Consider the following 14,935-nt stretch of genomic DNA (forward strand, 5'->3'; position numbering starts at 1 on the left):
CCGACGCTGTGAACGGCGCCACCACTGAGACGATTAATCACCGAGATAACTAGCCACCGGCTTCGGTGTCTGAATCAGCTTATTAGATAATCAACTTCTGCCACTTCCCCACATCGGGGAATTTGCGCTCGCCGGCTAACCAGCGCCGGAACACCTCCGTCGCGGTATCCAAATCCAGCCCACCGATGCCGAAATGCATCTCCGCGGCTCCGTTGCGCACCTCAATCCAAAAGCCTTCATCGGCCATGATGTTGCCTTGTGTGCCCACCGAGCCCGAGGTCGGAGAATAAAAACACTGAATATAGTGCTGGGTTTCCCATTGCGAATCGGCCTGTGAATCGGCCTGCAGCGACTGCCCATTCGATTGCTGCTCTGCGGTCTTCGCTGCTTGGCGATCCACAATCTTGACATAATCAGTGCGCGAATATGCCGTATCCGTTTGTTGTTGATAAATCGCTTCCAAGACATCGCGGATGCCCCTTGGCGACGACCACCCCAGCGTGTAATGCGCCGTCGTCATCGGATACCGCACCAGGTCATCGCCATAGGCCAACACGGTCGCGCGGTCGATATCCAACAGCCCCAGCTGATTGGGAATAACCGCCTGGAAAATCGTGGTCATGGCCGTGGGCTCTTGTTCTGGTGCGATGCTCACCAGCACGCTTCCGCTATCGATAACCTGTATTGCTGGTGCAGGTGTTATCGTCCCCAGCTTGTCGACGGCCGCTGCAAGTTGGCCATCTGAGACTTGTGTGCCATCTGCTACCCCGGTCTGCGGCGACGAAAGAACGTTCTGTTTTACCTGCGTCGGCGTCGTGAAAGCGGGTGCAAAAATCGCCAACCGCCGGGATCGTTGCTGTGCCTGGTCTCTATTGCGCTCAGTCATGCCACCAGCCTAATAGGCATTTCACAGCGCGCAGCAGCAATCAACCAAACTCTTTCTGCAGCCGGTGAAGGGCCTCCGGCAACACCCTTCTTGAACACCGTTTAATCCTGCTCATGGGCACGAAATTTCACAGCGAAGACGATAGAGATGATTTAGACTACACATATGCCGGAGCCCATGTACTCGATCAAAATGCGCGCCAGCCGTAACGGTTCCCATATTTCCGGAGCCGAGCGCATCGTTCCAGCCCGTTATGTCGGCCAGGTCAGCCAACAGCTGCACCACCGCGCACTCCAGCACCCGAAAGGGCAGCCGGATTCGATCGTGGTCACCTCAACTGCGCTTGCCGTCGACGACATCAAGTACTTGCCGGAGTTGGCCGTCGGACAGCTGCCCTGCGAATCTCCCGCACAAGCGCACAAGTTAGTCACTGACCTGCTCAGCGAGATCACCCCGCACGGTGAGCGAATCTGGAATTACCTGGCAACCGTCACCGGCATGCGTGGTGCGATGCTTGTCGACGCCGCCAGCGGGCAGCGCGTCGAACCTGATCCAGAACGCGGGGTACGCGCCAGCACGATGGATCACCGCGATTCAATTGCGAGCCTGACAAGCACGCGCCCAACAAGCATGTTCCCTATCAACGCAGACGAGACCGACCAGCTAGCTCCCAGCCCGGCGAAAAATTATGTCCAAGAAGCACGCGTGCTCGCCGCAAAAGTTGCTTCCTGCCCACACGTACTCGCCGAACTCTGTATTTCGGATGATCCTGACTACACCACCGGCTATGCCTGCGTCACCGGCAAGTACTACCGCATTGACAACATGAAAGACGCGGGCACCAAACAAGGCACCCGCGTGATTGTGATCGAACGCAGCGATGAACACGCCATTGCAGAAATTTCCGCATACCTAGAAAACCAGGCGGTGATCGTGGGGTGAAACTCGACGAGCTCGCGTCTGCGCGCATCGCACAGTGGGAAAAACAAGGCCTTCTACGGCACCCGGCAGAATTTACGGGGCCACAAAATCCGCGCGCACACCTGCACGGAGTGCCAAAACCCCGGGTGTTGTTGTCATCATCCAACTATCTCGGTTTATCCACCCACCCAGAGGTGATCGCGGCCGCGCGCGACGCACTCGAAGAATTCGGTACGGGCTCAGGCGGATCACGCCTGACGACGGGTTCGACGAGCTGGCACCGGCACGTCGAAAAGCGTTTTGCCGAATTCGTGGGCTTCGAACAGGCGGTATTGTTTGGCACCGGCTACCAAGCCAATATCTCCATTTTGCAAACGCTGGCGAGCGAAAACCTCACGATTTTTTCCGATTCTTTGAACCATGCCAGCTTGATCGACGGGATCCGGCTCGCGAATGCGTCCGGTGCTGCAAAGGTAATTTTCCCGCACCTGGATTACGCGCGCCTAGAGCAGGAATTGGCTAGCTGCCGCAGCGAGCACAAACTCGTCGTTAGTGACGGGGTCTTTTCCATGGACGGCGATATCGCTGATCTGCGGGTCCTGCGTGAGCTTTGCGATCACCACGGTGCCTGGTTGCTGGTTGACGATGCCCACGGAGTCGGGACTGTGGGCAAGCACGGGGTCGGTGCGAGTGAGCTTTACGACGCACGCCCAGACATCTTGGTGGGCACGGCAAGCAAAGCGTTGGGCGCGGAAGGCGGCTTCATCGCGTGTTCTGCGCCGGTTGCACACATGCTACGCAACCAAGCGCGCGGATACGTGTATTCGACAGCGTGCAGTGCGGCGAACTGCGCGGCGATTTCCGCCGCGTTGGAGATCGTGCAGCGCCCCCTCGATGATGCTCACCCAGTGGTTCGTTTGCACGAGCGCGTCGCAGCGTTGCGCGCGGCTTCTGGATACGGCGTAGAAGGCGCCGGGGCGGGCACGGTGGCAGGCCAGTATTCGCCGATCATCCCGTTTGCGGTCGGTGCGGAATCTGCGGCGATGGAACTTGCTTCCGGCCTTGCAGAGAAGGGGTTTCATGTGCCCGCGATCCGCTATCCGACGGTCGCGCGCGGGCAGGCAATTTTGCGCACCACCGCGATGGCGAGCCTCGATGTCGCTGATATCGCAGAATTCGGCAAAACAATACGAGGCCTCGGGTGGAATCCACCCAAGACCTCATAGCAGCAAAACGAATCTAGGCTGTTGCTAGCACGCTAGCGCTGGGGCGCTCGGCGGTCGTTACGCACTAGAAAACCAGCTGGAACGACTCTGCCGAGAGCTTTTCGGCAATCTTGTTTTCAAGCTCCGCTGGAACTTCAGCTTCCACGCGCAGAATCAAGATTGCACCGTCGCCCTTGGCCGCCTGGGTCAGCGCAGCCGCCTCAATGTTGATGCCGGCGTTACCCAGTTCGGTACCGACCACGCCCAGTGCGCCTGGGACATCGGTGTACTGGAAGAACAGGTTGCGGCCCTCGGCACGCATATCGACACCACGGCCGTTGATGCGCACGATCTTTTCGATGCGTTCAGTGCCAGTCAACGCACCGACAACGGTGGCGGATTCGCCGTTGGAACCGACGACCTTCACTTCCAACGAAGAGCGGTGATATGGCGATTCACTTTGGCTGGAAACATTGATCTCGAGGCCGCGTTGCTCGGCAACCTGCGGTGCGTTCACGAAAGTAATTGCCTCATCGGTGACGCCACTAAACAAACCACGAACGGCGGAAAGTCCCAGCACATCCAGCTTTTCAGTGGAAAGTTCGCCGAGGCCGGTGACCTCCAGAGAAACCGGGGCACCATCCAAGAAGCGGGAGGCAGCAACACCCAATTTCCGGGAGAGTTCCAGCCACAACGCTACTTCTTCGTCGACCTTGCCGCCGGATACGTTCACGGCATCTGCAACGAACTCACCGCGCAGTGCTTTGAGCACCGACGCTGCAACGTCCGTGCCAGCACGGTCCTGTGCCTCGATCGTCGAAGCGCCAAGGTGTGGTGAGACGACGGTTTCTGGCAAATCGAACAATGGCGAATCCGTGCATGGTTCCGATTCATAAACATCGAAACCGGCGCCACGGTGGTGACCGGATTTAATGGATTCTGCCAGCGCTGCCTCGTCGACCAGGCCGCCGCGGGCGGCGTTGATGATGATCTGGCCTTTCTTCGCCTTCGCCAACAGCTCTGCGTTGAACATGCCGGCGGTTTCTTTGGTCTTCGGCAAGTGGATGGTCACGAAATCTGCGCGTGCCATCAGCTCATCCAGTTCCACGAGTTCCACACCAAGCTGGGCAGCACGAGCCGGGTTGGCATACGGGTCATAGGCAATGATCTCGGTTTCGAATGCAGCAAGGCGCTGCGCGAAAAGCTGACCGATGTGACCAAATCCGACGATGCCGATGGTCTTGTTGAAGATTTCTACGCCCTTAAACGACGAACGCTTCCATGCGCCATCGCGCAGAGTTTTATCCGCGGCAGGAATTTGCCGTGCAGTGGCCATCAACAGGGCGATAGCTTGCTCACACGCCGAGTGAATGTTCGAGGTCGGAGCATTGGCCACCATGACACCACGTTCGGTAGCCGCTTCAATGTCGACGTTGTCCAGGCCAACACCGGCACGGCCAACGATGCTCAGGTTAGGTGCTGCCTCGAGCACTTCCTTGTCGACGGTGGTTGCCGAACGCACCAGCAGGGCGTTGGCCTCGCCGACTGCACCGAGCAATTCTTCGCGGTTGGGGCCGTCAACCCACCGAACTTCGACGGCGTCGCCCAGGGCATCCACCGTGGATTGGGCTAGCTTATCTGCAATTAAAACCACCGGCTTGGTCACTGAAATACTCTCCTATGTGAGCGGTTGCGTGTAGACGAAGAAAATCGAATGAAATTGTGGATTCAGTTATGGGTCAGGATGTGGTTTGCATTATACAACCCCGTTCGCACGGTATTGCGTGCTCAACGGGGATTAAATTCGCACCAGCTCCGACCAGTAAGCAGCAAACGATGCGAACCTATCTAAGCTAGCGACGCAAACCTATCTACGTCCGAGATTTCGCGGTATCTTCTGCTCGTTGTGCAGAAAGCTCAGCGACACGGATATTATGCGAAAACTCACGCGAGGTACCGAAGTCACGCCCGAAAGCAATCAGCGGGCCGTCGGCAAGGCCTGCCACCAAGGCGAGCGACTCGAAATTCTTCGTCGGATCCGGGTCTGGCATCATGCGGACCTTCGCGCCGAATGCCGTCGCGTTAGCAACAGAGATAGCCGGCGAGTTTTCCGTCGCCACCATCACCGGAGCCATTTCTTTATCCCGCCGGGATTGGGCGTAGACGGCTGGAAGTTTGTCATGTTCCCGCGTCTCCAACGGGTCCCAGGTGGCAACAACTTCTTGCACACCACCAGGGGTTAATTGTGACAACGCGTGGACGAGGTTTCCCGGATCAGTGACTTCGATTTGCTCAAATTCTTGAGCAGTGAAATCCGCTAACGCCTGATCTGTTCCAGGATCATTGAAGACATGCACATCACCGGCAGCTTCCGCCATCGCAACGTTGCCCACCGTGAGCACGCGTTCGACGTGTAATTCGTCGATCAAAGCGCGGATCTCACGGCGAATACTGCGGTCATAGATAACGACGGGAGCGTATTGCGCAATGGCAATCGAGGCCCCACGCGCGATGGCACCATCACGGTTTTCAACGACGATCAGTGTGCGTGATTGCGGAAAAAATTCCCGCACGGTCTGCAAACCAAAATCTTCGGCAATGACCTGCACGCTATCTTGGTAGGAATCATCGACAAATCGGTTCAGGTTTTCCGAGCGAGCTTGACTAACCGCAGTCGGAACCGCAGAGGTGGTCTTCTCGAAAGGGCGCGATTCAAAGTTTTGTTGCACCGAGCTACACGAGGAGACCACCAAACCACTTGCTGCGATAACTGCCGTTACCGCAGTGCGCAGGCTACGCTGTGGCATCGAGAGGGTTTTTGACCCAGCTCATCAGGTCGCGGAGCTTAGCACCAGTGGTTTCAATCTGGTGCTCGTTGGTCTCTTTACGCAGACCCTCGAGCTCCTGGTTGCCGTTTTCGACGTTGTCGATCAGGCGCTTGGTGAAAGTGCCGTCTTGGATATCACTCAGGATGTCCTTCATGCGCTGCTTGGTCTCGTCGTTAATCACGCGTGGTCCAGACAGGTAACCACCGAACTCAGCGGTGTCAGATACCGAGTAGTTCATGTTGGTCAGGCCGCCTTCGAAGAGCAGATCCACGATCAGCTTCAGCTCGTGCAAGCATTCGAAGTACGCCATCTCTGGCTCGTAGCCGGCCTCAACCAGAACCTCGAATCCGGTCTTCACCAGCTGTTCGGTACCACCGCACAGTACTGCCTGCTCACCGAAAAGGTCGGTGACAGTCTCTGCCTCGAAGGTGGTTGGGATAACTCCGGCGCGGGCACCACCGATAGCCGAAGCATAGGACAGACAAAGGTCGTGACCTTCCTTCTTCGGATCCTGCTCGATGGCGATCAGGCATGGAACACCCTTGCCGTCAGCGAATTGGCGACGAACCAGGTGGCCTGGGCCTTTCGGAGCAACCATGCCGATGGTGATGTTCTCGGCTGGCTCAATCAGCTTGAAGTGGATGTTCAGACCGTGACCAAACAGCACTGCATCGCCATCTTTGAGGTTCGGGGCGATTTCGTTGTTGTACAGGTCTTTCTGTGCGGTGTCCGGAGCCAGCAGCATGATGACGTCTGCCCACTCGGAAGCCTCAGCGTTGGATTTAACCTCGAAGCCGGCTTCTTCTGCCTTCGCGCGAGACTTGGAATTCTCGCGCAGACCGATGACAACCTCAACGCCGGAATCACGCAGGTTCTGTGCGTGTGCGTGGCCCTGGGAACCATAGCCAATGATGGCTACCTTACGACCCTGGATGATCGACAGGTCCGCGTCGTTTTCGTAAAAAGTTTCAATAGCCATGAAAGATCCTTTCTGACGGATTTATCTAGAATTGATGTTAATAAACACCTAACCCGACCTCAATGTATCACATTATGGGACGGTCAGGTCACTCTGTGAGATTTATGCGGGTGATGAGGTTTCCGCGTGGTGACAGCTTCCTACGACGTGCTGTTCCACTGGGCGATCGCCTCCTGCCCCACTGCCTACAGAACCTCGTTATTTACCCAAAGCCATGGTCTTTGGCCCGCGCGCCAGCGCGATTCGTCCACCCATGACAAGTTCGCGGACACCGAACGGGTCGAGAACATCGAGCAATGCGCGCAGTTTTCCGGAAGTACCCGTGGCTTCAATGACGACGGATTCTTGCGCAACGTCGACGATGCGGGCACGGAAAATATTCGCAGCATCCACCACCTGCGGGCGATTCGACGCATCAGCGGAGACCTTGACGAGCATGATCTGCCGCGCGATCGACTGCGAGTCTTCAAGTCGCACGACCTTCAGCACCTCGATCAGCTTGTTGAGCTGCTTGGTCACCTGCTCAATGACGACGTCATCTGCATCAACGACGACCGTCAATCGGTTAATGCCCGGTTTTTCGGTGCGCCCCGATACAAGCGAAACCAACGAATAGCCGCGGCGAGTAAACAACTGCGCGACGCGGGAGACAATACCGTCGACGTCCTGGACCAAAACGGAGAGCGTGTGGCGGGTGGTCTCATATGCGGGCATGGTTATTTCTCCTTGCTGTTCGCGGCGTGTGCTGGTTGTGGCTGCTCTGGTTGCTCTTGGACGGTTTCGTGAATTTCAGCCGGAGACTCACCCGCGGAGTTGTCTTCGTCGAAAAGCGGTCGCAGATCCTTGGCGTACTGGATATCTGAGTTCGACGCACCCGCCGAAACCATCGGCCACACCTGGGCGTCTTCCCCGACGACGAAATCAATCACAACCGGGCGATCGTTGATCTCACGGGCCTTCGCAATAGCTGGGGCGACGTCTTCTTCGCGGGTCACGCGGATCGCGTAGCACCCCATGGCCTCGGAAAGACCGACGAAATCCGGCACATATTCGCTATTTTCGCGCTTCAGTTTGGTGTTCGAATAGTGCTGGTCGAAAAACAGGGTCTGCCACTGGCGCACCATGCCCAAGTTGCCGTTGTTGATCAACGCTACTTTGATGGGAAATCCCTCCATGAAACACGTCGTCAACTCCTGGTTGGTCATCTGGAAGCAACCATCGCCGTCGATCGACCACACTTCTTTGTCCGGACAGCCCGCTTTGGCCCCCATCGCGGCGGGAACGGAATAGCCCATCGTCCCCAATCCACCCGAGTTCAGCCACGTGCGTGGTTTTTCAAAATCCACGAATTGCGCAGACCACATTTGATGCTGCCCCACACCTGCCACGTACACAGCATCCGGGCCGGCTGCCTTGGAAATCTCGGAGATAACAAACTGCGGCGACAAAGAGCCGTCTTCTTGTTTGTCATAACCACGCGGGAAGCGCTCCTGCATGCCCCGCAGGTAGGTCAGCCATGGGCCCAGATCACCGACCGCACGCGAGGAGTTGTTCTGGAAAGCACGCAGCAGCCCCAGCAAAACCTCACGCGCATCACCAACAATGGGAACATCTACGGCACGGATCTTCCCGATTTCCGCGGGATCGATATCAGCATGGATGACCTTGGCGTCCGGGGCGAAAGATTCAGTATCACCGGTCACACGATCGTCGAAACGCGCGCCAATGGTAATCAGCAAATCCGCACGCTGCAGCGCCGCAACCGCAGGCACCGAGCCATGCATGCCTGGCATACCCATATGCAATTCATGCGATTCGGGGAACGAACCCAACGCCATCAGCGTGGTCACGACGGGAATACCGGTGTACTCCGCGAAATCCAACAGCTCCCGGTGCGCCTCCGCCTTTATGACGCCACCACCGACGTACAGCACCGGCTTATTGGCTTGCGCAATCATATCGGCGGCCGCAGAAAGCTGACGCGGGTGTGGGTTCGTCACCGGTTTGTAGCCTGGCAAATCCACCGTCGTCGGAAAGACATAGTCTAGTTCGGCGATCTGCAGGTCCTTCGGAATATCCACTAGGACAGGGCCTGGACGGCCCGTCGAAGCCAAATGGAAGGCTGCAACAATAGCTTCCGGGATGTCCTCGACGTGAGTAACCATGAAGTTATGCTTCGTCACCGGCATGGTGACACCGCGGATATCGGCTTCTTGGAAAGCATCGGTACCCAACATTTTTGATCCGACCTGGCCAGTAATCGCAACCACGGGAACCGAGTCCAACATCGCATCCGCCAGGGGCGTAACCAGGTTCGTTGCGCCTGGCCCCGAGGTAGCAATCATGACGCCAACTTTGCCGGAAGCCTGCGCATAGCCCTCTGCGGCATGTCCTGCACCCTGCTCATGGCGAGCCAGCACGTGACGCAGTTTCTGCGAGTTATATAGAGCGTCATATAAAGGAAGCACCGCACCTCCGGGAATACCGAAGGCAATTTCTGTACCAAGATCTTCCAAGGTCTGCACGATGGCTTCTGCGCCGATCATCCGCCGAGTTGCTCCGCGGGAACCGGAGGCAGCAGCGCTTGCCGACGGGCTGGGCTGGTTTGTGGCCGACACGTTGTGGGTCTCCATTCCATCAATGTTTTCTACGTTTCACGCTCGGGTGATCACAGCGAGGGCGCAAAGTTGCGGTGTTTTATTGCGGTCCTCTCACAACAAAAGCCTCCGACGTTGAGCACTGTGGGTGAGTGCTGTCGGAGGCGTGCGTTAATACGGCTGCAAGTGAGTCCTCTTCGGACACGCCCCCTAGGGCACTACTACTTGAAGTCGAATGTTGATCACGAGACATACATTACACAACGATGTGAAAAAACTCTATTTCACCCTTGACGGCTCACCGGACCGGTTTTACACGGTCTACAATTACGCGCCATGACGCTAGATTTCGTGCTGGAGCAGATCTGGCGCTGGATGATCGAACGCGGCGTAGATTTTGCGCTGCTGTTCATCGCCGCGCTGCTGGTTCCGCGGGCAGGCCGGCTTGCCCACCGCTGGTCGCAACACCGCTCCACGCGGTATACCGATTACGACGAATCCAAGTCTTCCCTCGCTGTCGCCGGTGTTGCCATCTACATCGGACAGTTGATCACTTATTTCGTGCTGTTCGTCTTCTTCTTGCAACAGCTCGGTTTCTCACTTGTCGGAGCGACAATTCCCGCCACCGCAGCCTCGGCTGCCGTCGGTTTAGGCGCACAATCGATCATTGCCGATTTCCTGGCAGGCTTTTTTATCTTGTCGGAAAAACAATATGGCATCGGCGACTGGGTGAAGTTTGCAGGCAACGGCATCGAAGTCGAAGGCACGATCATTCAGGTTACGATGCGAGCTACCCGCATTCGCACCTTGAATGAAGAAACCATCATCATCCCAAACTCCACCGCACGCGTGTGCATCAACCACTCGCACTATTGGTCGTCTGCTGTCGTCGTTATGCCGGTTCCGCTGCTCGAAGTAAAATCACCCTGGGAAGCTGTGGAACGATTCCACAATGCCACCCAACGCGCCCTGCGGGTCCCCGAAATCTCCGAAGTGATTAAAGGAGAGCTCGAAATCCACCCAGCAGTCGGCAAAGGCATTAATCCCCCAGCCGTCGTCGGCATGCCGTGGACAGTTAATATTCGGGCGATGATTCTCACCGAAGCCGGGATGCAATGGATGGTAGAACGCGCAATCCGTTTAGCGATCTTGGACGAATTCTGGAGTGAGTACGGCTCAGCTCCTACCATTAACGGCGACCTGCAAGATGAGGTCACACACCGCGAAAAACCTGATTACACCCCAGATACATCCGGAGCCTATAAGACCATCCCATGGGTAGACCTCTCGCTGGCAACCCCCACACCAGAAGAAAACACCCAGGAGATCACCGAGCTCACGGCCCAGGATGCCGCACAATATCGCCGCTTTGATCCGCGCACCTTCGTCGGCAAGCTCTTTTCTTTCAACGGCACCCTGCGACCGTCGACCACCGGGCTGTCACTGTTGTTTATCGCCTTGTTGGTGGTGCGCATTTTGGGTTCCAGCATCGAGATCGACGGCGAGCTTGTGCACGGACCGCTCGCGCCACCGGCGACAGAATCGACGCTTAAGGTATCAACGAATTAGAGTTTTGCCTGCGATCCCGTAGCATGGTCGCCATGAGTGTTGCAGAAAATCCTGCCCAGGGCACAAGTTTTCGCCCGGATCGCACCCACCTCGTTGCTACCGTGCTCATCGTCGGCATCGCGATCATGGGCATCGCGTGGGCTCCACTCGCCCTCGGCTGGCTGCTTATATTCCCGGTGGCGTTTATATATTGGGTACTGCGTGCCAAAACCACCATTTCTGCAACCGGCATCCACATCACTTATGCCTTTAAATCGGCAGTCGAGGTTGGCTGGGACGATTTCGCGGGAATCGGTTTTCAGCGTTCCCGGGCTTTCGCCAGTACACGCGATAGCAAGCGCCACAACTTGCCCGGCATCTCTTTTCAGTCCCTGCCAGAGTTAGAAAAAGCCTCGGAAGGCCGAATTCGCGACGTCCTTACCGAGGGCAAGGAAGCCGCCGACGAAAAAGTGGTGATCACTCACCGTGATGGGCAGCGCATCATGATGTCGCGCGAAGAATTCGAAAAATACGACGGCGTTGCTGCCCAGCATTATGAAACCCACCCGGCAGCACAAAGCCGTGTGGAGCAGGATCACGCTCAGCAGCGTCCTAGCGTGCGCAACCAGCACAACCGCGCAGAGAATCGTAGTCAGCGGAGCCAACTCAACCGCGATTCTCGCACCGCCAAGCGCAACAATTCCCAAGAGAAAGGCGAATAAGTGTTTCCTCTTCGTTCTAAGGTCACAACCGTTGGTCGTAACGCAGCAGGTGCCCGCGCTCTGTGGCGTGCTACAGGCACCCGAGACAACGAATTCGGCAAGCCCATCGTCGCCATTGTCAACTCCTATACGCAATTTGTCCCTGGCCACGTGCACCTGAAAAACGTCGGCGATATCGTCGCAGAGCAGGTCCGCGAAGCCGGTGGCGTGCCCAAAGAATTCAACACGATTGCCGTCGACGATGGCATCGCAATGGGACATTCGGGAATGCTATATTCTTTGCCTTCGCGCGAGATCATCTCGGATTCGGTGGAGTACATGGTCAATGCTCACACCGTGGACGCCATGGTCTGCATTTCCAACTGTGACAAAATCACCCCGGGGATGCTCAATGCCGCGATGCGCCTGAACATCCCAACCGTTTTCGTTTCCGGTGGCCCGATGGAAGCTGGTAAAGCCGTCGTCGTTGACGGTGTAGCGCAGACTTCCTCCGACCTGGTGGATGCGATTTCGGCATCGGCCAACGACAAGGTTAGCGACGATGAGCTGACCAAGATCGAAGAATCCGCCTGCCCAACTTGTGGCTCCTGTTCTGGAATGTTTACCGCCAACTCCATGAACTGCCTGACCGAGGCCCTTGGATTGTCCTTACCGGGCAATGGAACCACACTGGCAACCCACCAAGCCCGCGAAGGTTTGTTCCGCAAGGCCGGTGAGCTCATTGTCGATATGTGCGAACGCTACTACGGCAACGAAGATGAATCCGTCCTGCCCCGCAACGTCGCCACGAAAGAAGCTTTCCGCAACGCGATGGCACTGGACATGGCCATGGGTGGGTCCACCAACACGATCTTGCACACCTTGGCTGCTGCACAAGAAGGCGAGGTCGATTTCGACTTGCACGATATCGAAGAAATCTCGCACCAAGTACCGTGCCTGTCCAAGGTGGCACCGAACGGTATCTATCACGTCGAAGATGTCCACCGCGCCGGCGGCATCCCTGCGATCCTGGGCGAACTCCGACGCGGCGGTTTACTGAACGAGGGCGTGCACACCGTGCAATACGACACGCTCGACGGCTGGCTCAATGACTGGGATATCCGCGGGGGTAAAGCGATTAACGACGCTGAAGACCTTTTCTACGCTGCTCCCGGCGGGGTGCGCACCACGGAGCCGTTTTCTAGCTCCAACCGATGGGAAACACTTGATACCGACAGCGAAAACGGCTGTATTCACGACGTCATGCATGCCCACTCTGCCGACGGCGGTTTGGTGGTCTTGCGCGGCAACCTCTCGCCTGACGGCGCGGTGCTCAAGACTGCAGGTGTGGACGAAAATCTCTGGGAGTTTAGCGGCCCGGCCCGCGTTTTGGAATCGCAGGAAGCTGCGGTGAGCTCAATTTTGAAGCGCGAAGTGCAGCCGGGTGAGGTAGTGGTTATTCGTTACGAAGGCCCTGCCGGTGGCCCTGGTATGCAGGAAATGCTGCACCCAACGTCGTTTTTGAAAGGCGCCGGCTTGGGCAAGAAGTGCGCGCTGATTACCGATGGTCGTTTCTCCGGCGGTACCTCTGGTTTGTCCATTGGCCATATCTCCCCAGAAGCCGCAGCCGGTGGCCTTATCGGGTTGATCAAAAACGGCGACACCATTCGCATTTCCGTCAAGGATCGGAGCCTGACTTTGGAGCTCGACGACGAAGAAATCGAGCGCCGTCGCCAAGAAATGGAAAGCCGCGAAAAGCCATGGCACCCAACCGAACGCAAGCGCACCGTGACCAAGGCCTTGCGGGCTTATGCCAAGATGGCCACCAGCGCCGATAAAGGGGCTGTGCGTCAGGTTGATTAACGCAGATAGCCGAGCGCAGCAACAACAGCGCGGCCAGGATTACCGAGCGGACTCGGCCCTGGCCGCGCTGCGGCATCACAGTGCCCCGCTCATCAGCATCATCGGACTGCTCGCGGGGCTGGCGGCAACGCTGTACCGACTGAACAAAACCGCAGCACCCGTCGACATGGTGATCTACCGCCAAGGCATCGACGCATTCTTGCATGGCCGCGAAATGTACTCCGAGCCGATGTTCGCCGGTGATCTCGCGCTGCCATTTATTTATCCGCCGTTTGGCGCACTGTTCATGTCGCCGCTTAACCTGATCCCTGGCATCGACGACACCTTGGCTGGTCGCATCATTATCGCCATTTCTAACGCATTACTGCTGCTCTGCTTGTGGCTGGTATGGCGTTGGTTGCTTAACGAGCCTGGTGCGCAGCGCTGGGCACTACCGGCAGCTGCGGTCTCTTGGGCTTTCGCCTTGATTAGCGAGCCAGTAGAACTCAATCACAGTTTCGCCCAAATCAACATGATTGTCATGGCTCTCGTGGTGCTCGATCTGGTGCCACGCAAACGCAGACTTCCCCAGGGATGGCTCATTGGCATCGCGGCCGCGATCAAGCTGACCCCGCTGGCGATGTTGCTGTATTTCTTGTTGCGCAAGGATTTCCGTGCACTGGTCACCGCCGGTGTCTCCGCTACCATCGCCACTCTGCTGGCCGCTTTGGTGCGATTCGACGCCACCTGGGAATTTTATGGCGCTCGCCTGCTGGGCATGGGGTCCGGCGGCGATTTCGGGGTGAACACCTCGTACCAATCAAACAGTTCGTGGCGCGGAATGATCCAACGTTGGTTCACCAACGAACAAGCCCTTGATGATGCTTCCACACTCGTGACAGTGATCTGGGCTGTGCTCGTCGTGGCAACCATCATCGCCGGTGGTTGGATTATGGTGCAGCTGCTAAGGCGCGGCTACCTTGTCGATGCCTGGCTGATCAATGCCTTGGTGATGCTGCTGATCTCGCCTGTCTCATGGTCGCATCACTGGGTATGGCTGGCGATCGCGATGCCAGTCTGGACCTGGCGTGCACTCACCACCCGCGATTACGGGCTGACCGTCCTCGTCGGTTTGTGGAGTGCAGTGCTGGTCTTTCTCGAACAGCCACCAAAATGGTGGTACGGCGATGCCATCGAAGTGCACGCATTAAGTTTTTGGCCGAAGTTCTTCATCAGCGATTTCGTGTGGTTAAGCGTAGCGACGTTAGTCGTTATCGCATTAGCGTGCCGACGGCAGGGGCAGGCGTCGCAGGCGGCGGCATCTTCGTCGACAAGCACAGTGGCAGCTGCAGACGCTGCCTAAACTTGGCAGCGCACTGACTGACTGGCTGACTGACTGACGAAGTCGCACTAGGTCTAGGTCGGCTA

General features: G+C 57.2%; 12 protein-coding genes. 6 read left to right on the plus strand and 6 right to left on the minus strand.

Annotated features, from left to right (window positions below; translation table 11 throughout):
* Positions 1 to 82: 82 nt before the first annotated feature.
* A complete protein-coding gene (locus U1140_RS07240) occupies positions 83 to 886 on the minus strand; it encodes a hypothetical protein (protein ID WP_369846860.1) in 804 nt (267 codons plus the stop codon).
* A gap of 165 nt (positions 887 to 1,051) precedes the next feature.
* Between U1140_RS07240 and U1140_RS07245 the strand changes: the two genes are divergently transcribed.
* Positions 1,052 to 1,828, plus strand: a complete 777-nt coding sequence (locus U1140_RS07245) for a 6-carboxyhexanoate--CoA ligase (protein WP_369846861.1) — start codon at positions 1,052 to 1,054, stop codon at positions 1,826 to 1,828.
* A complete protein-coding gene (locus U1140_RS07250; RefSeq protein ID WP_369846863.1) occupies positions 1,825 to 3,033 on the plus strand; it encodes an aminotransferase class I/II-fold pyridoxal phosphate-dependent enzyme in 1,209 nt (402 codons plus the stop codon). Before U1140_RS07245 ends, U1140_RS07250 begins: the two co-directional genes overlap by 4 nt.
* Before the next feature lie 64 nt (positions 3,034 to 3,097).
* On the opposite strand, the gene serA is transcribed toward U1140_RS07250, so the two are convergent.
* The 5 genes from serA to U1140_RS07275 form a co-directional block, all read right to left on the minus strand.
* Complete coding sequence (serA, locus tag U1140_RS07255) at positions 3,098 to 4,678, minus strand: phosphoglycerate dehydrogenase (RefSeq protein ID WP_369846864.1); 1,581 nt, start codon at positions 4,676 to 4,678, stop codon at positions 3,098 to 3,100.
* A gap of 205 nt (positions 4,679 to 4,883) precedes the next feature.
* Entirely contained in the window at positions 4,884 to 5,819 is a 936-nt protein-coding gene (locus tag U1140_RS07260) for a hypothetical protein (protein WP_369846865.1), read from the minus strand.
* The gene (gene ilvC, locus U1140_RS07265) at positions 5,806 to 6,819 is read right to left on the minus strand and encodes a ketol-acid reductoisomerase (RefSeq protein WP_369846866.1); all 1,014 of its coding nucleotides are present in this window, start codon (positions 6,817 to 6,819) and stop codon (positions 5,806 to 5,808) included. Before ilvC ends, U1140_RS07260 begins: the two co-directional genes overlap by 14 nt.
* Before the next feature lie 198 nt (positions 6,820 to 7,017).
* The gene (ilvN, locus tag U1140_RS07270; RefSeq protein WP_369846867.1) at positions 7,018 to 7,533 is read right to left on the minus strand and encodes an acetolactate synthase small subunit; all 516 of its coding nucleotides are present in this window, start codon (positions 7,531 to 7,533) and stop codon (positions 7,018 to 7,020) included.
* Between the two features lie 2 nt (positions 7,534 to 7,535).
* A complete protein-coding gene (locus U1140_RS07275; protein ID WP_369846868.1) occupies positions 7,536 to 9,452 on the minus strand; it encodes an acetolactate synthase large subunit in 1,917 nt (638 codons plus the stop codon).
* Between the two features lie 300 nt (positions 9,453 to 9,752).
* Between U1140_RS07275 and U1140_RS07280 the strand changes: the two genes are divergently transcribed.
* The 4 genes from U1140_RS07280 to U1140_RS07295 are packed head-to-tail and all read left to right on the plus strand — an operon-like array spanning position 9,753 to position 14,870.
* Positions 9,753 to 10,985: a mechanosensitive ion channel family protein gene (locus U1140_RS07280; protein ID WP_369846869.1), complete on the plus strand. Its 1,233-nt coding sequence runs from the start codon at positions 9,753 to 9,755 to the stop codon at positions 10,983 to 10,985.
* Positions 10,986 to 11,017: 32 nt separating this feature from the next.
* Positions 11,018 to 11,686, plus strand: a complete 669-nt coding sequence (locus U1140_RS07285) for a PH domain-containing protein (RefSeq protein ID WP_369846871.1) — start codon at positions 11,018 to 11,020, stop codon at positions 11,684 to 11,686.
* Complete coding sequence (gene ilvD, locus U1140_RS07290; RefSeq protein WP_369846873.1) at positions 11,687 to 13,528, plus strand: dihydroxy-acid dehydratase; 1,842 nt, start codon at positions 11,687 to 11,689, stop codon at positions 13,526 to 13,528.
* A complete protein-coding gene (locus U1140_RS07295; protein ID WP_369846875.1) occupies positions 13,521 to 14,870 on the plus strand; it encodes a glycosyltransferase family 87 protein in 1,350 nt (449 codons plus the stop codon). The genes ilvD and U1140_RS07295 overlap by 8 nt, the downstream gene beginning before the upstream one ends.
* Positions 14,871 to 14,935: the final 65 nt, after the last annotated feature.

Source organism: Corynebacterium drakensteinense (genome assembly GCF_041224285.1).
Taxonomy (GTDB): Bacteria; Actinomycetota; Actinomycetes; order Mycobacteriales; family Mycobacteriaceae; genus Corynebacterium.